This is a genomic window from Niastella yeongjuensis (assembly GCF_900110245.1).
GTDB classification, from domain to species: domain Bacteria; phylum Bacteroidota; class Bacteroidia; order Chitinophagales; family Chitinophagaceae; genus Niastella; species Niastella yeongjuensis.
In genome coordinates this window covers 178424-200112 of sequence record NZ_FOCZ01000011.1, presented here as the reverse complement: position 1 = coordinate 200112, position 21689 = coordinate 178424, and the positions used below count along the sequence as shown (strand labels likewise).

The 21689-nt window shown below is 45.3% G+C and carries 13 protein-coding genes and 1 tRNA gene; 13 read left to right on the top strand and 1 reads right to left on the bottom strand.

The genetic code is table 11. The features are described 5' to 3' along the window. Positions 1-210: 210 nt before the first annotated feature. From tuf to nusG, 4 genes are all read left to right on the top strand, one after another. Positions 211-1398, top strand: a complete 1188-nt coding sequence (tuf, locus tag BMX95_RS25815) for an elongation factor Tu (protein ID WP_081197550.1) — start codon at positions 211-213, stop codon at positions 1396-1398. A 93-nt stretch (positions 1399-1491) separates the two neighbouring features. Further along, a tRNA-Trp gene (locus BMX95_RS25810) sits at positions 1492-1562 on the top strand. A gap of 27 nt (positions 1563-1589) precedes the next feature. Further along, positions 1590-1781, top strand: a complete 192-nt coding sequence (gene secE, locus BMX95_RS25805) for a preprotein translocase subunit SecE (protein WP_081197551.1) — start codon at positions 1590-1592, stop codon at positions 1779-1781. A 2-nt stretch (positions 1782-1783) separates the two neighbouring features. Further along, positions 1784-2350, top strand: coding sequence for a transcription termination/antitermination protein NusG (gene nusG / locus BMX95_RS25800; RefSeq protein WP_081150214.1), 567 nt, complete (start codon positions 1784-1786; stop codon positions 2348-2350). Positions 2351-2527: 177 nt separating this feature from the next. Here the strand turns inward: nusG and BMX95_RS35100 are convergent, their stop codons facing one another. Then, complete coding sequence (locus BMX95_RS35100) at positions 2528-3139, bottom strand: hypothetical protein (RefSeq protein WP_081197552.1); 612 nt, start codon at positions 3137-3139, stop codon at positions 2528-2530. A gap of 1059 nt (positions 3140-4198) precedes the next feature. Here BMX95_RS35100 and rplK point away from each other — a divergent pair. From rplK to rpoC, 9 genes are all read left to right on the top strand, one after another. After that, a complete protein-coding gene (rplK, locus tag BMX95_RS25790; protein WP_014221090.1) occupies positions 4199-4642 on the top strand; it encodes a 50S ribosomal protein L11 in 444 nt (147 codons plus the stop codon). 45 nt (positions 4643-4687) lie between these two features. Then, the gene (rplA, locus tag BMX95_RS25785; protein WP_081197553.1) at positions 4688-5383 is read left to right on the top strand and encodes a 50S ribosomal protein L1; all 696 of its coding nucleotides are present in this window, start codon (positions 4688-4690) and stop codon (positions 5381-5383) included. A 71-nt stretch (positions 5384-5454) separates the two neighbouring features. Continuing rightward, positions 5455-5997: a 50S ribosomal protein L10 gene (rplJ, locus tag BMX95_RS25780; protein WP_081197554.1), complete on the top strand. Its 543-nt coding sequence runs from the start codon at positions 5455-5457 to the stop codon at positions 5995-5997. Between the two features lie 109 nt (positions 5998-6106). Continuing rightward, entirely contained in the window at positions 6107-6484 is a 378-nt protein-coding gene (rplL, locus tag BMX95_RS25775) for a 50S ribosomal protein L7/L12 (protein WP_081197555.1), read from the top strand. A gap of 130 nt (positions 6485-6614) precedes the next feature. After that, positions 6615-7649 (top strand): LacI family DNA-binding transcriptional regulator, encoded by a 1035-nt coding sequence (locus tag BMX95_RS25770; protein ID WP_081197556.1) that lies wholly within the window; start codon positions 6615-6617, stop codon positions 7647-7649. A gap of 588 nt (positions 7650-8237) precedes the next feature. Next, positions 8238-11390, top strand: coding sequence for a SusC/RagA family TonB-linked outer membrane protein (locus BMX95_RS25765; RefSeq protein WP_242672987.1), 3153 nt, complete (start codon positions 8238-8240; stop codon positions 11388-11390). A 23-nt stretch (positions 11391-11413) separates the two neighbouring features. After that, positions 11414-12973: a RagB/SusD family nutrient uptake outer membrane protein gene (locus tag BMX95_RS25760; RefSeq protein ID WP_081197558.1), complete on the top strand. Its 1560-nt coding sequence runs from the start codon at positions 11414-11416 to the stop codon at positions 12971-12973. A 449-nt stretch (positions 12974-13422) separates the two neighbouring features. After that, positions 13423-17226: a DNA-directed RNA polymerase subunit beta gene (gene rpoB / locus BMX95_RS25755; protein ID WP_081197559.1), complete on the top strand. Its 3804-nt coding sequence runs from the start codon at positions 13423-13425 to the stop codon at positions 17224-17226. A 110-nt stretch (positions 17227-17336) separates the two neighbouring features. Then, positions 17337-21629, top strand: coding sequence for a DNA-directed RNA polymerase subunit beta' (gene rpoC / locus BMX95_RS25750; RefSeq protein ID WP_081197560.1), 4293 nt, complete (start codon positions 17337-17339; stop codon positions 21627-21629). The last annotated feature ends 60 nt before the right edge of the window (positions 21630-21689 follow it).

Here is a 21689-nt window from a genome sequence, read left to right as displayed (position 1 = left end):
ATTAGTTTTTTGAATTTCCCTATATCAGCTGCTGACCGGAGGATACCGGAAAGAGGAGAGGGCTGGGTATAGATCTAAAGATGAAGTGTGCGACGCAACGGAAGCTTCATAGGCTTTCTGGTGCCGGTTACATAAAATCCTTTCCTCTGTTAGGAGTGTAAAGGATTCGTTTTAATAAATTATAAACACCACAACTAAAAACAGATAACGATGTCAAAAGAGACTTTCAAGAGGGATAAACCTCACGTTAACGTTGGTACTATCGGTCACATTGACCACGGTAAAACTACTTTAACTGCCGCCATCACTACCATCCTGGCTAAGTCAGGTCTGGCGCAGGCAAAAAAATATGACGAAATCGACGCAGCTCCTGAAGAAAAAGAGCGTGGTATCACAATCAACACCGCGCACGTGGAATATCAAACTGCTAATCGTCACTATGCACACGTGGATTGCCCTGGTCACGCTGACTATGTGAAGAACATGATCACTGGTGCTGCACAGATGGATGGTGCAATTCTGGTTGTGGCTGCTACAGATGGTCCTATGCCCCAAACAAAAGAACACATCCTGCTTGCTCGTCAGGTAGGCGTTCCTCGTATGGTGGTATTTATGAATAAAGTTGACCTGGTTGATGATCCAGAGTTACTGGAGCTGGTTGAAATGGAAATCCGCGAGCTATTAAGCTTCTACGGTTTCGACGGCGACAATACTCCAATCATCAAAGGTTCTGCAACTGGCGCTCTGGCTGGTGAAGAAAAATGGGTTAAATGTGTTATTGAACTGATGGAAGCGGTAGATACTTACATTCCTCTGCCTCCTCGTCCAGTTGACCAACCATTCCTGATGTCAGTTGAAGACGTATTCTCTATCACTGGTCGTGGTACTGTTGCTACCGGCCGTATCGAGAGAGGTCGTATTAAAGTAGGTGAAGGTGTAGAAATCGTAGGTTTGATTGAAAAACCACTCGTTTCTACTGTAACAGGTGTGGAAATGTTCCGCAAACTGTTGGATGAAGGTGAAGCTGGTGACAATGCTGGTCTGCTGTTACGTGGTGTTGATAAAAAAGATATCCGCCGCGGTATGGTAATCGTAAAACCAGGTTCTATCACTCCTCACACTGAATTCAAAGGTGAAGTGTATGTACTGAGCAAAGAAGAAGGTGGACGTCACACTCCATTCTTCAACAAATACCGTCCTCAGTTCTACTTCCGTACTACTGACGTAACCGGTGAAGTAGAATTACCAGCTGGTACTGAGATGGTAATGCCTGGTGATAACACCAACCTGCACATTAAACTGATCCAGCCTATTGCGATGGAAAAAGGTCTGAAATTCGCGATCCGCGAAGGTGGCCGTACAGTAGGTGCCGGTCAGGTTACTGAAATCCTGAAATAATCGCCCCCTCGGCCCTGAAAAGGGTTATTGAGTGGTAAGCGTTTAGTATATTTGCAAAGTACTTGGTTTTTAGTTCCAGGTACTTTGCTTTCTACGGGCATAGTTCAACGGTAGAATAGAGGTCTCCAAAACCTTTGATCAGGGTTCGAATCCTTGTGCCCGTGCTGGTTAATTTCCATAATTCTTTGAATATGAATAAGATATCAACTTACCTCAGGGAATCATACCGGGAATTGGTTGAAAAGGTGACCTGGCCTACGTGGGCTCAATTACAACAGTCTACGGTTATTGTGCTGGTAGCTACCTTGTTGATCACCGGAGTGGTTTGGGTTATGGACCTGGTTGCCCAGTCGGCCCTTCATTTTATTTATTCTTTATTTTAATAATGGAACAAGCTACTCAACAACAAGAAACTAAATGGTATGTGCTGCGGGTGGTGAGCGGTAAAGAGCGCAAGGTGAAAGAATACCTTGACAAAGAGATCTCCCGCGGAGGATGGGGTGAGGTAGTGAAGCAAGTGTTTCTGCCTGTGGAAAAGGTTTATAAGGTGCAGAATGGCAAAAAGGTAATGCGTGAAAGAAACTATTACCCAGGCTATGTTATGATTGAAGTGCTGGAAAATAAACTTTCTGACGATTTACGCGAAGCAATTAAGAATACTACGAATGTGATCCATTTTCTGGGTAAGGAAAATCCCATTGCCCTGCGTAAGGCCGAGGTTAATAAAATGCTCGGTAAAATGGATGAAATGGCAGAGACCGGTGGTGTGAGCATGAGTGAGCCATTTATTGTTGGTGAAACCATCAAGATCATAGAAGGACCTTTCAACGACTTTAATGGTATCATTGAGGAAGTGAACGATGAGAAGAAGAAGCTGAAAGTGACGGTGAAGATCTTCGGCCGTTCAACGCCGGTAGAACTGAACTACATGCAGGTTGAAAAATTAAGCTAAGACCTCGCTCATAAAATACTATAAAACATCTGTCTTCGGGCAGATGTTTTTTTTTGCTCATTCCCCAATGAAACATGGGGGTACTAAGCGGTTGGCCGGAAACGTTTGGGCAAGAAAAAACCTTTCCTCATCGGGAAAGGTTAATCTTTTAGGTTGAAGCAAATCACATGGATTAGCTTACATCTGCTCATCTTCATCATCCTCATCATCTTCATCGTCCATGTCGTCTTCAACAGTTTCCCCGACGTTTTCATTGTCGTTGTCATCATCGTCAGAATCAGTGTCGATTTCTACATCATCGATCTCAATATCTACTTCGGTATCGTCGTTGTCGTCAGTATCAACATCTATATCAACTTCTGTTTCTTCAACGGCATCATCCTCGTCCATTACAGGAGGCATAATGATCACTTCATCCTGAACGGCTTCAGCTACTGGTTTTGATACAGCTCTTTTCTTTTTAGGTGCTGCTTTTTTTGCTGCCTTTTTAACGGGCGCTTTTGAAGCAACTTTCTTAGCGGCTTTTTTAGCGGCCTTTTTGGGCGCTGCTTTTTTCGCTGCTTTCTTGGCTGCCTTCTTTGCTGCTTTTTTAGGAGCGGCTTTCTTGGCGGCTTTTTTCACTGCTTTCTTTGCAGCTTTCTTAGGAGCGGCTTTTTTAGCAGCTTTCTTGGCAGCTTTTTTGGCAGCCTTCTTCACGGCTTTCTTAGCCGCTTTTTTGGCCGGTGATTTTTTCTTAGCTGCCTTCTTAGGTGCGGCTTTTTTTGCTGCTTTTTTCTTTGCTTTGGCCATAGTGTTGATGTGTTTTTTGTTGTTGGTTAATTTCTATAGAAGAAGCGTTATTACTAAATAAACGCAAAAGCTACGTATAAAAATTCAAATTATAAAAAACTCCCCCTTTTTTGCTAACAGTGATCCCTCTTTATAAAGGGCAACCGGGCTGTTTTATGTGTTTGTTCTTGCAAAACCCCGGCCATCATTTATGAGTAATTGTGATGTGTTTTTAATGTACCGGCACTATACAGACAGGTAAGCTGTGGTTAAACCCTCATCTACTGTGAAACCCTCTCCGGTGCTGGGTTTCAGCGCGTGAACAGGCCGGCTGTATAAGCAGGTCGGGCGTTAAAAATGGTGGCTGAATACCTGTATGGAAGCTGTCGTTGGTTCGTTGTCGGCCACAGGTTATGGCATACTTTATTCTTACTTGAAATTTAATAAAGCGTTTAACCGGCAGTAACACTTCAATGATCGATAAATAAGCAAGCACAAAGGTAGTATATGTTCAAATAACGTTGAGTAATGTATGGTAGTTGTATAAGGAGAAGCGGTGTTTTTATGAGGTGGCAGAGGAAGGTAGTTAGGGGTGCTGTTAAAAAAGGGGAGAGGGCAATGGGAAATAGGCAATGGGCAATGGGAAGAAGGGCAGTAGGCCGCAAGGCGGAACAGCCCTAAGCTGTAGGCTGGAAACCCAATACAACCCACAGATGTAAGCCAATACACCTCTTCGCGGGGCTGGCGCCATCGCGGCAACCGATGCTGAACGTCTATCGCTGATCCTGCAAGCCCTCTGCCTATAGGAGGAGGATGGTATCGTTTCGCCGAAGAACAAAGAACTGAGAACATAGAACTAAATAACCTAATAGCACCCGGAACTTTGGATTTGGCCTATCTTACAGCCGGATTTAAGGGGTAAAAAAAAGGTTTGTTTATAAAACATCTTTTCTTAGCTTTGCAGCCCCAAAAGAAAGTTCTTTTTAGTTCCCCAAAAAGGGGATCAGAGGAATTTGGGAGATCAAGTAGCCTAGCCCTCCGGCAAAGCGAACCATCGTTTGAACCAATAAATCAGTAAACATGGCAAAAGAAATTACCGGCTTCGTAAAGCTACAGGTAAAAGGCGGCCAGGCAAATCCGGCTCCTCCTGTAGGTCCTGCACTGGGTTCCAAGGGTATCAATATCATGGAATTCTGCAAACAATTCAACGCCCGCACGCAGGATAAAATGGGAAAAGTACTTCCCGTGTTAATCACCGTTTATTCCGACAAATCATTCGAGTTTGTAATTAAAACTCCTCCTGCAGCCGTTCAGTTGCTGGAAGCTGCTAAACTGCAAAGCGGTTCTAAAGAGCCTAACCGTAATAAGGTTGGTAAAGTGAACTGGAACCAGGTAGAGGCTATTGCAAAAGACAAAATGCCCGACCTGAATTGTTTCACCCTGGAAAGTGCTATGCGCATGGTGGCTGGTACAGCCCGCAGCATGGGTCTTACCGTGGATGGTAAAGCTCCCTGGGAAAATTAATTGTTCACTGTCCCGGTAACACGGGGCTCGTAAAACTGAATTACAATGGCAAGAGTTCCTAAAAAAAGAAAAGCAGTCGACGCGAAAGTCGATAAAAATAAACTGTATTCACTGAAAGAGGCTTCCTCTATCGTGAAAACCATAAATACAACCAAGTTTGATGCATCGGTAGACATTCACATCCGTTTGGGTGTTGATCCCAAGAAAGCCGACCAGGCTATTCGTGGTACTGTTATCCTGCCTCATGGTACCGGTAAAACAAAAAGAGTACTGGTTTTATGTACGCCCGATAAAGAAGCTGATGCAAAAGCAGCCGGCGCCGATTTTGTTGGCCTGGATGAGTTTGTTCAAAAAATTGAAGGTGGCTGGGTTGATATAGATGTTATCATCGCTACCCCTGCTGTAATGCCTAAAATTGGTAAACTGGGTAAGATCTTAGGTCCACGTAACCTGATGCCTAACCCTAAAACAGGTACTGTTACCAATGATGTAGCTGCTGCTGTAAACGACATGAAAGGTGGTAAGATCGCTTTCAAAGTTGATAAAGCTGGTATCATCCACGCTTCTATCGGCCGTGTAAGCTTCAGCCCTGAGAAAATTGCCGAGAACAGCCACCAGCTGATCGACGCAATCATCAAGGCAAAGCCATCTTCTGCAAAAGGTACTTACCTGAAAAGCGTGTTTATGGCTAGCTCTATGAGCCCGGCTATTGCAGTAGAGACAAAATCTTTAATGAACTAAACTTTAATAACGCGACGAAGTAGTTTCGGCCAAACCGGAATTATGAGTTGAACCAACAAAAATTTAGCGTTATGACAAAACAGGAAAAAAACGAAGTAATTGAAGTATTGAAAGAGAAATTTTCTCAATACAACAATTTCTATGTTACCAATACAGAATCTTTGACAGTTGAACAGGTAGTTAACCTGCGTCGGACATGTTTCAACAAGAAAGTTGAAATGAAAGTGGCCAAGAATACCCTCATCCGTAAGGCTTTGGAAGCCCTGGACGAGAAAAGATTTGCTGGCATGTTTGAATCACTGAACGGCGTAACTGCCCTGATGTTCAGCGATAACGCCAAGGAACCCGCATTGATCATCAGCGACTTCCGCGCCGCCAATACCAAAGGTAAAGTGGTTGCGGTGAAACCAGAGTTGAAAGCTGCTTTCATCGATGGTGATGTATTCCTGGGCGACAATCAACTGACTACCCTGACTACCCTGAAAAGCAAAAACGACCTTATCGGGGAAATCATTGGTCTGTTGCAATCTCCTGCAAAGAATGTTATCAGCGGCCTGAACGCTGGCAACAAACTGGCTGGTTTGATCAAAGCATTAGAAGACCGCGCTCAGTAATTACTGAACGTATTCTCAACATATTAACCCATGCCTGTGGGTTATTGGAAACAAATTTTTTTAAACTCCGCCGGAGCACAGGCAATGAAGGCGGGAAAAATTTACAACAATGGCAGATTTAAAAGCATTCGCTGAGCAGTTAGTAAGCCTGACTGTTAAAGAAGTTAACGAGTTAGCAAAAATCCTGAAAGACGAGTATGGCATCGAGCCTGCAGCTGCTGCTGTAGCTGTTGCTGCTGGTCCTGCTGGTGGTGGCGCTGCTGCCGCTGAAGAAAAAACTGCGTTTGACGTTATCCTGAAAAACGGTGGCGCTAACAAACTGAACGTAGTTAAAGTGGTTAAAGAATTGACTGGTCTTGGTCTGAAAGAAGCTAAAGACTTAGTTGATGGTGCTCCAAAACCAGTTAAAGAAGGTATCAGCAAAGCTGATGCTGACGCTCTGGTTGCTAAGCTGAAAGAAGCTGGCGCTGAAGTAGAAGTTAAGTAATTAAACTTCCAACTTACTATACGAACCCCGGTGTTAACACCGGGGTTTTTTTATTATATAGGGGAAAACCATTTTCGTAAGTTTTATTTTCATAGTTTAGTAGTCTCCTTTATATAACATATAATCAAATATGAAACGGGTCTCCCTCAAAGATATAGCTCGCATAGCCGGTGTTTCGCCCTCAACCGTATCTTTTGTTCTGAATGGCAAAGCCAAGCAAATGCGGATCAGTGAAACGCTTGCCAGTAAGATCATGGAGGTTGCCAAAAAGGAAGGGTACCATCCCAACCCGGTGGCAGTAAGCCTAAGAACCGGAAAGTCACAGATATTAGGTCTGATCGTTGAAACCATATCGGGCAATTTTTTTGCCTCCCTCTCCCGCATCATTGAAGAGGAAGCCGCCCGCTTTGGCTATAAGATTGTGTACACAAGCACTGAAAATAAACTCCAGAAGGGCAAGGAACTGATAGGCATGCTGGCACAACGCCAGGTTGATGGTTACATCATTACACCTACCCCCGGCATGGAACAAGACATTAACGAACTCATAGCCGACAATAAACCCGTTGTGCTGATGGACAGCTATTTTCCCGGCATTGATGTGCCCCATGTGCTGGTAAATAACTATGAAGGGGTAAAGAAAGGAATGGCCCACCTCATTGAAAAAGGCTATCGCCGTATAGGGTTTGTAACCGTTGACCTGAACCTGGTACAAATGGAAGAACGGTTGAAGGCCTATAACGATACCATGCACCAGGAAGGGCTAACTACCGAAAACCTGGTACTGTCCCTTAAATATGAAGAAGATAAAGAAAAAGGCATACAACAGGTCACAGATTTCATAAAGAATACACCTGAGTTAGAGGCCGTATTCTTTGCCACCAACTACCTGGGATTGTTGGGGCTGGAAGGCATACACCGCCTTGGTTTAAAGCTACCCGACGACCTGGCCATGATCTGTTTCGATGACCACGACGTGTTCCGCCTGTATCCACCGGGTATTACCTGTATTCAGCAGCCGGCAGAAGAAATTGCCAGAACAGCCCTTGAGCTGCTGATGGAACAGCTGGGAAAAGGAAATGGCATACCCGGAGAAACCAAGATAGAAATATCACCAGGTTTGGTGGTGCGTGGCACTACAGAGTTTGTACAGAAAGTAAAATAATACGGATCTTATCTGCTAATAACAGGCATAGTTTGCCCATGCAAATTTTTGCGTCTACCGTTTCCTGAACAAAACCTTTTATTTAGATCTCCAACTACAGTTACAGCACCAAGTAAGCCATAACTGGCTTAGATAAAGCATTGCATCCTAATTATCAGGCATGCAGGATTCCGCCTGCAAAAAATATGCAGAACGACAAGATAAATATTTTGCAAAAACGTTTTAGAATCACTAATTTTATTTTAGAAAAACGAATTGCCATATGAGTCACCTGAGTTTGCAAAAAGCATTTTGTCATTCCTGTATTCTAGTGAATGATAAAAAAGAGACCAGTTAGTACTGCCTTTTATCAAATTATAATCTGCCCCTAACAGGTACCTGGTACCTGAAAAATATATCCCCCTTTTTTGATCCCTTTGGTATGATAGAAACAGGAATTGGTACACTGTAATTCCTGTTGGTGCCTGAGCATTGGTACGTCACTTAAAACCTTCTGTGTTTTTTTACGGGAAAGTTATGTCATGAAGTAAACCTTTTGCTTAATAAGCTATAACGATGTAGTATTTATTTAATAACCAAAGCATGCGTATGAAAAAGCAGTTTTATTTTATCGGACGGCTATGTCTGCTAAGTTTCCTCGCACTATTTATTTCAACCTTAAGTTTTTCGCAGAACCGCTCTATCAGCGGTAAAGTAACCGATGCAAAAGATGGGTCGCCATTGCCTGGTGTATCGGTACAGGTAAAGGGCCAGAAGATTGGTTCCTCTACTGATATGAATGGCAGTTTCAGTATCAGCATTACACCGGGGGCTACCCTTACGTTCACCCACACGGGGTATGAAGGCTACCAGGTAAAGGTAGGCGAAGAAGAGACCCTGAATGTTCAACTGGTGTTAAGCAAAGGCTCCATGAGCGAAGTGGTGGTGATCGGTTATGGTACCGCCAGGAAAAAAGACCTTACGGGTTCGGTAGGTTCGGTTAAAGCCTCCCAATTGCAGGAGCGGCCGGCTGCTTCTGTGAACGAAGCATTATCGGGCCGTATTGCAGGTGTTCAGGTAACTACCAACTCGGGCCGCCCCGGTGGTCAAACCATGATCCGTATCCGCGGTTTTAGTTCCATCAATTCATCGAACAACCCGTTGTATGTAGTAGATGGCGTGTATATACCCATCAGCAATCAAACCCTGAACAGCAATTCCATCGACTACATTAACCCGAATGATATCGCTTCGGTGGAAGTACTGAAAGACGCATCAGGAACCGCCATTTATGGTGCGCGGGGCGCCAATGGAGTAGTGCTTATTACTACCAAGCGTGGTACCAATGGACCGGCACGGGTTACTTATGATGGTAACTATAGTGTACCTACTATTGGTCCCAAAAGAGTGCATATGCTGAATGCTCAGCAATATGTCGACCTCGAAGATCTGGCCTATGATAACATTAAAGTATATGACCCCGCTGGCTGGGCTAATGGTGATTATTCTAAAGTAGTGGACCCCAGGGTTAAAAGACAAAGCTTACCTACTATGTTTGATGCCAATGGTAAGCCTTTGTACAATACAGACTGGATGAAGGAATCATTACAACACAAGCTTTCACAAAACCATCAGATAGGGGTTACCGGTGGCACAGACAATAATTTATATGGTTTGTTCCTGAATTATCGGGATGATAATGGTTTACTGCTTAATTCTTATTTAAAGCGCTATGCTGCCCGGTTTGTATTGGACCTTAAACCGAAAGAATGGCTGCGGATGGGCGGTAGTTTGAGTTATAATAACCAGGAAGAAAACCTGATTGACCAGGGTACTGGTGGGTTGAACTCTGTGCGTATGATCACAGAATCATTCCCCTTTCTGCCGGTTAAATTTGCCGATGGGACCTGGGGAGATAACTACCTGTACCCAGGCGCTGAAGGCGGCAGCAATCCCGTTCACATTATGACCGACAGAAAATATATTGTGAACGTTTCGAATATGCTGGGCCATGCTTATGTGAACCTGTTGCTCGGCAATGGGTTCGATATCAAAAGCCAGGTAGGGGTAAGTCTTGTACAAAGACAGGAAAATCAGTTCAGCGGCCGTGGACTTTCCAATATCTCCATGGACCAAAATGGTACTGCCAGTATTTTTGACAACCGCGAAGTATACTGGTCATCGGAAACCTTCCTGAACTATAACAAAAGTTTTCACGGTGGAGACCATACGGTAAATGGCCTGGTGGGGCTTTCCTGGCAGGGAACGAATTACGTTTCTGATAACGCCAGCGCCCAGAACTTCTCTACTGACTTTTTCCAGTATTATAATCTGGGACAGGGTAGTGTGCAGAATGCATCGAGTTCAGGGAAAAGCAATTTTGCTTTCAACTCTTATTTTGGCCGCGTGAATTATGGCTACAAGCAGAAATACCTGCTTACGGTTACCGGCCGTATAGATGGTAGTTCAAAATTTGGTGACAACCATAAGTACGCGTTTTTCCCTTCAGCTGGTTTGGCCTGGAATGCCAGCAACGAAGATTTTCTTAAGAATGATAAGGTCATCTCCCATCTTAAATTTCGTGTAAGCACTGGTTTAACGGGTAACTCAGAAATTGCGCCTTATTCATCAGACGCCTTACTGGGCTCTTATACAGCTGTTATCAATAATGCCAGGTTCTCTGGTGTTGGTACAGGCCGGTTGGGCAATCCTGATCTGAAATGGGAAAAAACAGCCCAGACAGATGCCGGTATTGAACTGGGTTTGTTAGAGAACAGGATCAACCTGGAGTTTGACGCCTATTATCGCAAAACAACCGATATGTTGCTGGATGCACCTATTCCAAGATCAACCGGTTATGCTTCTTTTTTCCGGAATGTAGGCAGCATGGAAAATAAAGGAATTGAAGTTGGCTTGAAAACAGTCAATATCAAAACGCAGGACTTCACCTGGAATACTACTTTCAATATTTCTTTCAACAGAAATAAGGTGCTTTCCCTCGCTACACCTGCACCCATCTTCTCTGGTAATCCTAACTTTTTATCAAACACCGGTATCATCCAGGTTGGCCAACCAGTTGGTTCTTTCTGGGGCCTGATACGGGAAGGTGTATGGACAGAAGCTGAAAGGGCAGAAGCTGCAAAATATGCCAGCTACCGCGGTGGCAAACCCATTCTGCCCGGTGATTTAAAATATAAAGATGTAACGCCTGATTATCAGATCAACGACCTCGACCGGGTGATCATTGGTAATGGCAATCCAAAAGGCTGGGGTTCATTCAGCAATGATTTCAGCTATAAGAATTTCGATCTGCTTCTTGAGCTTTCATTTATGTATGGAAACGATATCCTGAACCAAACGCACCACTCCGGTGAAGACAGAACAGGTATCGCCAACAGCTTTAGTTCTGTGCTTGATTATTATCAGGCTGGCAAGAATAACAACAACACCATGATCGCTACTATCCGTGATACCCGCGCTGGTTATGTAACCAATGTGGATACGCGCTGGATAGAAGATGGTTCCTTCCTTCGCGGAAAGAATTTATTACTGGGCTATAATGTGCCAGCCAAAGTGTTTGAGCGTTGGAAGCTTAGCAAGTTGCGGATATCCGCGTCTGCGCAGAACTTCTTCCTGAAAACAAAGTTCTCGGGTAATGATCCGGAGGTAACCACTTACAGTAACGCCTTTGCACAGGGCCAAACCTTCTTTGATTATCCCAAGCCAACAACCTATACACTGAGTATAAATGTTGGATTGTAAAAGTTAACATTAAATAAGCTCATATGAAACTCTGTAAGATAAATTCACTTTATATAGTACTGATATGTGCCTTAGTCATGACAGCCGCTGGTTGTAAAAAATGGCTGGTTGACCAGGATAATGACCCGTCGAACCTGGCACCCGATGATTTTTATACTTTACCCGGTCACGCGGATGCAGCCATTGCTGCCGCATACGACAGGACCCGGTTCTTTGCCAATGGCGCCGGAATATTTGCCAATAATTTCTCCATGCTGGAAATGCCAACCGGTACGGCCAGAACCGAAACGGGGCAAAACACGGACCTGAACAATCTGTTAGGCCTTAGTTATAATGGCGACAATGTGTTTGTGCTTAACTGGTGGACCAGCCTGTACCAGGTGATTGCCCAAACCAACCTGGTTTTAGACAGGGTGCCTGCCATAAAAATGGATGATGTACAAAAGAAGAAGGTGCTGGGCGAAGCGCAGTTTTTGCGGGCCTGGTCTTATTTTTATCTGGTACGCCTGTATGGAGATGTGCCTATGCTTACAACTTCTATTTTAAAGGTACAGGATCCCATGACGTATGCCGGCCGCATGGTAAAGGATTCGGTTTACATGCAGATCGTAACCGATCTAAAAGATGCCGAAGCTTCGGGGTTACCATGGACTGATGCCAGTGGCCGTGCTTCGATGGGCGCAGTGAAGTCGCTGCTGGCAGAAGTATATTTAACCATGGCAGGTTATCCATTGGATAAAAAGGCGCCTTATTATCAAATGGCCGCCGATAAAGCCAATGAAGTAATCACCAGTGGAAAGTTTGCACTGTTTGGCGACTACAATAGTCTGCACGACGAATCAAAGGAAAACATGGGAGAACAAATTTTTGAAATTCAGTTTCTGTCCGGGGTCGCCAACAATGGAAACCAGGCTATATTGCTGCCCAATTTCAAAGAAATTTCGGCCTATGGTACCGAAGTTGGGTCCACTACACCGGCCACCCAATTCGTCAATTCATTTGAAGCAGGAGACAAAAGAACGATCGATCGCCAGGGCTTCTTTTATACTTCCTATTACGATGGGGGATTTGACACGTTGAAACAATTGGGCGCACCTTACATTTATAAACATTTTGATATTGGCGCTAACGGTACGTTTGGCAGTAAGGGAACTGCGAACAGCGGCTTGAACTGGATGAACATCCGGTATGCGCAGGTATTGCTTACCTATGCGGAGGCGCAGAACGAAGCAGGTGCCGGGCCAAACCAGAATGCCCTGGATGCCCTGAAAAGCATCCGCGACCGGGCTGGCCTGGCAACAGGCACCCTGGGCAGCTATACCCAGACTACTTTCAGAGATGCAGTGTTGAGTGAGCGCTGGCATGAGCTGTGTTATGAGGGGGTGACCTGGTTTGATATGGTAAGGCTGAGAAAAGCATACAATGAAAGCAACAAGAGCTTTGAGGCTTTCGAAGGTCATAAATTTCCTGATGGCGTGACCACACTGGCCAAAAAGCACCTGTTGTTCCCGCTTCCTACCCTTGAAATGCAAAATAATCCTAAGCTGAGGCCCCAAAACGATGGGTACCCCGGTGTAAATTAATGAGTAAATAAGATTAATATGTAGCCGTTTTATAAGCCGCGAAGGTCACCATGCCTTTGCGGCTTTGTTTTTTAGGCCCGGTTTCAGGTGGTTTTGGTCAAATCAGAAGAAGTACGTAAATTGAAAACATGAAGAAAAATTATACACCTTATTTTTCAATGCTTTACAGTTGGGAAAAAAATTACAGGAGTGGCGGCGGGATAATGTGAATAAATTCTTGTCCGTATAGGTATATTTCTTACCTTTGCCCTCCATTTTTCACAAAAGCTAATTAGCAGAGGTACGTTGCTACATGGCCAACTTAACATAACTGCCTCTTTTATAATTCTTTGGGAATTTAACCTTTACAGTTCAGTCTGAACAAAAAAGGGTAAAATTCGCAAGGAAAATTTTTTTTGTCTATAGATGTTTTGTCGTACGAACAATTAAAAAAACCGGTTTTAAGCAATATGTCTTCAACAAAACTGTCAACAAGGGTCAACTTCGGAAAAATTAAAAACCTTTCTGATGCACCTGACTTACTAGAAGTACAAATTCAATCTTTCAAAGAGTTTTTCCAATTAGAGACCACGCCCGATAAGCGTAACATTGAAGGGTTGTTCAAGGTGTTTAAGGAAAACTTTCCCATTACCGACACACGTAACATCTTCGTGCTGGAGTTTTTGGACTATTTCATCGACCCGCCCCGCTACACCATTGAAGAGTGTATGGAGCGCGGTTTAACATATGCCGTTCCCCTAAAAGCGAAACTGAGGCTGAGTTGTAATGACGAAGAGCACGTGGACTTCCAAACCATCGTTCAGGATGTGTTTCTGGGGAACATTCCTTACATGACCCCCCGCGGTACCTTCGTGATCAACGGAGCTGAGCGTGTGGTGGTGTCTCAATTACACCGTTCACCTGGTGTATTCTTCGGACAGTCAATTCACCCCAACGGTACCAAGATCTATTCTGCCCGCGTAATTCCTTTCAAAGGTGCGTGGATGGAGTTCGCTACCGATATCAATAACGTAATGTATGCGTATATCGACCGTAAGAAGAAATTCCCGGTTACCACGCTGTTGCGTTCAATCGGTTACGAAACGGATAAAGATATCCTGGAGCTGTTCGGTATGGCCGACGAAGTAAAAGGCGATAAAAAATCACTGCAGAAATATCTGGGCAAACGCCTGGCTGCCCGTGTATTAAGAACATGGGTTGAAGATTTCGTAGACGAGGATACCGGTGAGGTAGTGTCTATCGAAAGAAATGAGGTGGTGCTGGAGCGCGATACCGTGCTGGATGAAGAAGCAGTGGATATGATCGCCGATATGGATGTGAAAAGCGTATTCGTGCAAAAAGAAGATGTAGGTGGTGATTACGCAATCATCTATAACACCCTTAATAAAGATACTTCAAACAGTGAGCTGGAAGCCGTTCAGCACATCTACCGCCAGTTGCGCGGAGCCGATGCGCCGGATGATGAAACAGCCCGCGGTATCATTGATAAATTGTTCTTCAGCGACAAGCGTTACGATTTAGGTGAAGTAGGTCGCTACAAGATCAACCGCAAGCTGTTGTTGAATCAGCCGCTCGATCAAAAGACTTTAACAAAAGAAGATATCATCGAGATCATTAAATACCTGGTTCGTTTAACCAATGGTAAAGCGGAAATCGATGACATCGATCACCTGAGCAACCGTCGTGTACGTACCGTAGGTGAGCAGTTATATGCTCAGTTCGGTGTTGGTTTGGCCCGTATGGCCCGTACCATCCGCGAACGTATGAACGTACGTGATAATGAGGTGTTTACACCGGTTGACCTGATTAACGCCAGAACGTTGTCGTCAGTGATCAACTCCTTCTTCGGTACCTCTCAGTTGTCGCAGTTCCTCGATCAAACCAACCCGCTGAGTGAGATCACGCACAAGCGTCGTATCTCCGCACTCGGACCCGGTGGTTTGAGCCGTGAAAGAGCCGGTTTCGAGGTTCGTGACGTACACTATAGCCACTACGGCCGTTTGTGTACCATTGAAACTCCGGAAGGACCGAACATCGGTTTGATCTCTACGCTTTGCGTACACGCGAAGATCAACGAAATGGGCTTTATCGAAACACCATACCACGTTGTAGATAATGGAAAGGTTGATCTGAAAAAACTCACCTTCCTGAGTGCTGAAGAAGAGGACAACGCCAAGATCGCCCAGGCAAGTTCTCCATTGGATGAGAAAGGAAACTTCGTAGAAGATAAGATCACTTCCCGTCAAACGGGTGACTTCCCGATCCTGGAGAAGAGCGAAGTGGAGTTCATGGACGTAGCGCCCAACCAGATCGTGGGTTTGAGTGCTTCCCTGATCCCCTTCCTTGAACATGATGACGCCAACCGTGCGCTGATGGGATCGAACATGCAACGTCAGGCTGTGCCGCTGATCCGTCCTGAAAGCCCGATCGTGGGTACAGGTTTGGAAGCAAAAGCTGCCCGCGACGCCCGTGTACAGATCCTGTCTGAAGGAGATGGTGTGGTAGAGTACGTTGATGGTAGTGAAATTCACGTTCGCTACGACCGTACCGAAGCTGACCGTCTGGTGAGTTTTGAGGACGATCTGAAAGTTTACAAACTGACTAAATTCATAAAAACCAACCAGGAAACCTGTATCAACCACAAACCTGCGGTTAGAAAAGGACAACGCATGAAAAAAGGCGACTTCCTTACTGAAGGTTACGCGGTACAGGGTGGTGAACTGGCTTTGGGCCGTAACCTGAAAGTGGCATTCATGCCATGGAAAGGGTACAACTTCGAGGATGCCATCGTAATCAGCGAAAGAGTAGCCAAAGAAGACCTGTTCACTTCTATTCACATTTCTGAATATGAACTGGAAGTACGTGATACCAAACTGGGTGAAGAAGAGCTGACACCGGATATTCCAAACGTATCGGAAGAAGCTACCAAAGACCTGGATGAAAATGGTATCATCCGTTTGGGTGCCGCTATTAAAGAGGGCGATATCCTGATCGGTAAGATCACTCCTAAAGGAGAAAGCGATCCTACACCTGAAGAAAAACTGTTACGCGCCATCTTCGGTGATAAAGCCGGTGATGCCAAAGATGCTTCTTTGAAAGCGCCAAACGGGGTAGAAGGTGTGGTAATCGGTAAAAAGCTGTTCCAACGCGCCAAGAAAGACAAGAACGCGAAGATCCGTGAGAAGGCCTCTTTGGAAAAGCTGGAAAAAGTGCACGAGAAAAATGAAGAAGACTTGAAAGAAGAGCTGTTGAACAAACTGCAAACCCTGTTGAAAGACAAGGCTTCTGCAGGTGTTAACAACAACTTCGGTGAAGTGCAGATCGGTAAAGGCGCCAAATTCAATCCAAAGAACCTGGGTTCTATCGATTATCAAAACGTAAACCCGCTGGGTTGGACTGGTGATGCTTCTATCGATGATGCCATCAACACTTTGTTGCACAACTATAACATCAAGTACAACGAAGAACTGGGTAGATATAAGAGAGAGAAATTCAACATTTCAATCGGTGACGAGTTACCTGCTGGTGTGTTGAAACTGGCTAAAGTATACCTGGCTGTTAAGCGTAAGCTGAAAGTGGGTGATAAAATGGCCGGCCGCCACGGTAACAAAGGTATCGTTGCCAAGATCGTGCGTGCTGAAGACATGCCGTTCCTGGAAGATGGTACACCGGTTGACATTGTGTTGAACCCACTGGGGGTACCTTCCCGTATGAACCTGGGCCAGATCTATGAAACCGTATTAGGCTGGGCCGGTTTGAAAATGGGTGTGAAGTTCGCTACTCCGATCTTCGATGGTGCCACAACCGATGAAATAGCTCAGAATATCAATAATGCAGGATTGCCAAGCTTCGGCCACACGCACCTGTATGATGGTGAAACAGGAGATCGTTTCCACCAAAAAGCAACCGTAGGTGTGATCTACATGATCAAACTGCACCACATGGTTGATGATAAGATGCACGCCCGTTCTATCGGACCCTACAGTCTTATCACACAACAACCTTTGGGTGGTAAAGCTCAGTTCGGTGGTCAGCGTTTTGGTGAAATGGAGGTGTGGGCACTGGAAGCATATGGTGCTTCTAACATCCTGCAGGAACTGCTCACCATTAAATCGGATGATATTATCGGCCGGGCAAAAACCTACGAGGCAATTGTTAAAGGTGATAATATACCAAGAGCTGGTATTCCTGAGTCGTTCAATGTATTGGTGCATGAATTGAGAGGATTGGGTCTTGACCTGAAATTTGAATAATATTTGATGTAGAGATTTCGGGAGTTAAAATCCCGGAATCTCTGCATTCCAACATCAAACATCAGGGAAGGGTACCAATAATTTTAAATCTGAAATAAGACAATCAAAATATGGCTATTAAAAAAGATAATCGTCCCAGAGCCACATTTTCTAAGATCACTATCGGGCTGGCTTCACCGGATTCCATTTTGGAACGCAGCTACGGTGAGGTGTTGAAACCTGAAACCATTAACTATCGTACGTACAAACCTGAGCGTGATGGTTTATTCTGCGAACGTATTTTCGGGCCTGTAAAGGATTATGAGTGCGCGTGCGGAAAGTACAAACGTATCCGTTATAAAGGGATCGTGTGTGACCGTTGTGGTGTTGAAGTAACAGAAAAGAAAGTACGTCGTGAGCGCATGGGCCACATTAAACTGGTGGTTCCTGTTGTACACATCTGGTATTTCAAAAGCTTACCCAATAAAATCGGCTACCTGCTCGGTGTTAGCTCCAAAAAACTGGAGAGCATCGTTTACTACGAGCGTTTTGTAGTAATTCAACCAGGCATCCGGGAAGATCGCAACCTGAAATCGGGCGATCTGTTAACTGAAGAAGAATACCTGGAAATACTGGAGAACCTGCCTAAGGAGAACCAGTACCTGCCAGATGACGATCCTCAAAAATTCATTGCGAAGATGGGTGCTGAAGCAGTACACGATCTGTTGCAAAGAATTGAACTGGATACATTATCATTCGACCTGCGTAACGCAGCTGCTACCGAAACTTCACAGCAACGTAAAGCCGATGCCCTGAAGCGTTTGAGCGTAGTAGAAGCTTTCCGCGAGGCCAATAGCCGCATCACCAACCGCCCTGAGTGGATGGTAATGCAATACATTCCGGTTATTCCGCCTGAACTGCGTCCGTTGGTTCCCCTGGATGGCGGTCGTTTCGCTTCATCAGATCTGAACGACCTGTATCGCCGGGTGATCATTCGTAATAACCGTTTGAAAAGATTATTGGAGATCAAAGCCCCTGAGGTGATCTTACGTAACGAAAAACGTATGCTTCAGGAAGCGGTTGACTCTCTGTTCGATAACTCACGTAAATCAAACGCAGTAAAAGCCGAAGGTGGTCGCGCACTGAAATCACTGTCGGATGTACTGAAAGGTAAACAAGGACGTTTCCGTCAGAACCTGTTGGGTAAACGTGTTGACTACTCCGGTCGTTCTGTAATCGTGGTAGGTCCTGAGTTGAAACTGCACGAGTGTGGTTTACCGAAAGATATGGCGGCTGAATTGTTCAAACCGTTCATCATTCGTAAACTGATTGAAAGAGGTATCGTTAAAACTGTAAAATCGGCTCGTAAGCTGGTTGATAGAAAAGAAGCGGTGGTTTGGGATATCCTTGAAAATATCCTGAAAGGTCACCCGGTTATGTTAAACCGTGCCCCAACGCTTCACCGTTTGTCAATCCAGGCCTTCCAGCCTAAACTGATTGAAGGTAAAGCGATCCAGCTGCACCCGCTGGTGTGTTCGGCGTTCAACGCCGACTTTGACGGTGACCAGATGGCGGTTCACGTGCCTTTGAGCAACGCGGCCGTTCTGGAAGCCCAGCTGTTGATGCTTTCTTCACATAACATTTTGAACCCGCAGAATGGTGCGCCAATGACCCTGCCTTCACAGGACATGGTACTCGGTCTGTACTACATTACCAAGGGTAAAAAATCAACTGAAACCGAAGTTATCCGTGGCGAAGGCAAAGCCTTCTACAGCACCGAAGAGGTGATCATCGCTTACAACGAAAACCGCGTTGACCTGCACGCTCACATTAAAGTGAAAGTGGATGTTCGTAACAACGAAGGCGCTATCGTTAGAAAGCTGACTGAAACCACCGTAGGTCGTGTAATCTTCAACGAATTCGTTCCGAAAGAAGTAGGTTACATCAATGCCCTGCTCACCAAAAAGAGCTTGCGTGAGATCATCGGTGACATCATTACCATCACCAACGTACCAAAAACAGCCAAGTTCCTCGATGACATCAAACAACTTGGTTTCCGTACGGCCTTCCGTGGTGGTCTGTCATTCAGTATCAATGACCTTATCATCCCATCTATCAAGGGCGATGTGCTCGACCAGGCCAAAGGCGAAGTAGATGAGGTGTGGGATAACTATAACATGGGTCTTATCACCAACAACGAACGGTATAACCAGATCGTAGACATCTGGTCGCGTGTGGATACCCGCATTACCGAAACGTTGATCCGTGAGCTGAGCACCGATAAACAGGGTTTCAACTCTGTATATATGATGCTTGATTCCGGAGCCCGTGGTTCCAAACAGCAGATCAAACAGCTGTGCGGTATCAGAGGTCTGATGGCGAAACCCAGAAAATCAGGTTCAACCGGAAGTGAGATCATCGAAAACCCGATCCTCTCTAACTTTAAAGGTGGTCTGAACGTATTGGATTACTTCATCTCTACGCACGGTGCCCGTAAAGGTTTGGCCGATACCGCCTTGAAAACAGCGGATGCCGGTTACCTGACCCGTCGTTTGGTGGACGTAGCCCAGGACGTGGTAATTACAGAAGAAGATTGCGGTACACTGCGTGGTATTGCCACCAGCGCACTGAAAGATAACGAAGAGATAGTAGAGCCACTGTACGATCGTATCATTGGCCGTACTTCACTTCACAACGTATATAGCCCGTCTAACGATACCCTTATCGTTGGTGCCGGTCAGGAGATCAATGAAGAGATCGGTAAACAGATTGAAGAAGCTGGTATCGATACCGTTGAGATCCGTTCTGTACTGACTTGCGAAAGCAAGCGCGGGGTGTGCGTAAAATGTTACGGTAAAAACCTGGCTACAGGTAACCGTGCTCAAAAAGGTGACGCGGTTGGTATCATTGCCGCCCAGTCAATCGGTGAGCCTGGTACACAGTTGACCCTGCGTACCTTCCACGTGGGTGGTGTTGCCGGATCTGCTTCAGTTGAGTCTTCACTCACTGCCAAATTCGATGGAACTATTCAGTTCGACGGTTTGCGTACTGTAGCTTCGGTTAACAATGAAGGCGATCCAATTCAGGTAGTAATCGGTCGTACCGGTGAAATCCGTAACGTGGACCTGAAGAACGATCGTTTGCTCAACGTAGTGAATGTTCCTTACGGTTCAACCCTGTTCGTGAAAGACGGGCAGAATGTTAAAAAAGGCGATACCCTTTGTACCTGGGATCCGTTCAACAACGTAATCGTTGCTGAGATCGTAGGTCAGGTGAAATTCGATAATGTAATTGAAGGTATCACTTACCGTGAAGAAGCGGATGAGCAAACAGGTCACCGCGAGAAAGTAGTAATTGAAACAAAAGATAAAACCAAGATACCTACCCTGATCATCGAAGGCAAGGATGTAAAACAATACAACCTGCCAGTAGGCTCACACATTGTGGTTGATGAAACTGAAGATGTGAAAGCCGGTCAGGTGTTGGTGAAAATACCTCGTACGCTGCGGATGCAACGTGACATCACCGGGGGTCTGCCTCGTGTAACTGAGTTGTTTGAAGCACGTAACCCGGGTAACCCTGCCATCGTTTGTGAAATCGACGGTGTGGTAACCTTTGGCGCCATCAAACGTGGTAACCGCGAGATCATCGTGGAAGCGAAAGATGGTGTTATCAAGAAATACCTGGTTCCGTTAACCCGTCAGATCCTGGTTCAGGATGGTGACTTTAACAAAGCCGGTGCGCCACTGTCTGACGGACAGGTTTCACCAAGCGATATCCTGGCTATTAAAGGACCGTTTGCTGTACAGGAATACGTGGTGAATGAAATTCAGGAGGTTTACCGCTTACAAGGTGTGAAGATCAACGATAAACACATTGAGGTAATCGTTCGTCAAATGATGAAAAAGGTTGAGATCGTGGATCCGGGCGACACCCGCTTCCTTGAAGAAGACCTGGTTGACCGTTTTGAATTCAACGAAGAAAACGACTGGATCTTTGATAAGAAAGTTATCTCTGAACCAGGAGAAAGCGCTCGCTTGAAAGCCGGTCAAATCGTGAGCCTGCGTGAAATTCGCGAAGAAAACTCGCTGCTGCGTCGTACCGACAAAAAGCTGGTTGAATATCGCGATGCAGAGCCCGCTACCTCACATCCTGTGTTGTTGGGTATCACCAAAGCCTCTCTGGGTACGCAAAGCTGGATCTCTGCAGCATCGTTCCAGGAAACAACCAAAGTATTGTCATCGGCTGCCATTCAGGGTAAAACCGACGATATGCTTGGCTTGAAAGAGAATGTGATCACCGGTCATCCGATACCAGCAGGTACTGGTTTGCGTGACTTTGAGAACATGATCGTTGGTAGCAAGGAAGAATATGAATTGCTGCAAACAACCCGCGAAGCGATGAGCTTTGATGATGAAGAGTAATCACGATCAATAATTCATTGATTATAAAAACAAAGTAGGAAGCTAAACACTTCCTACTTT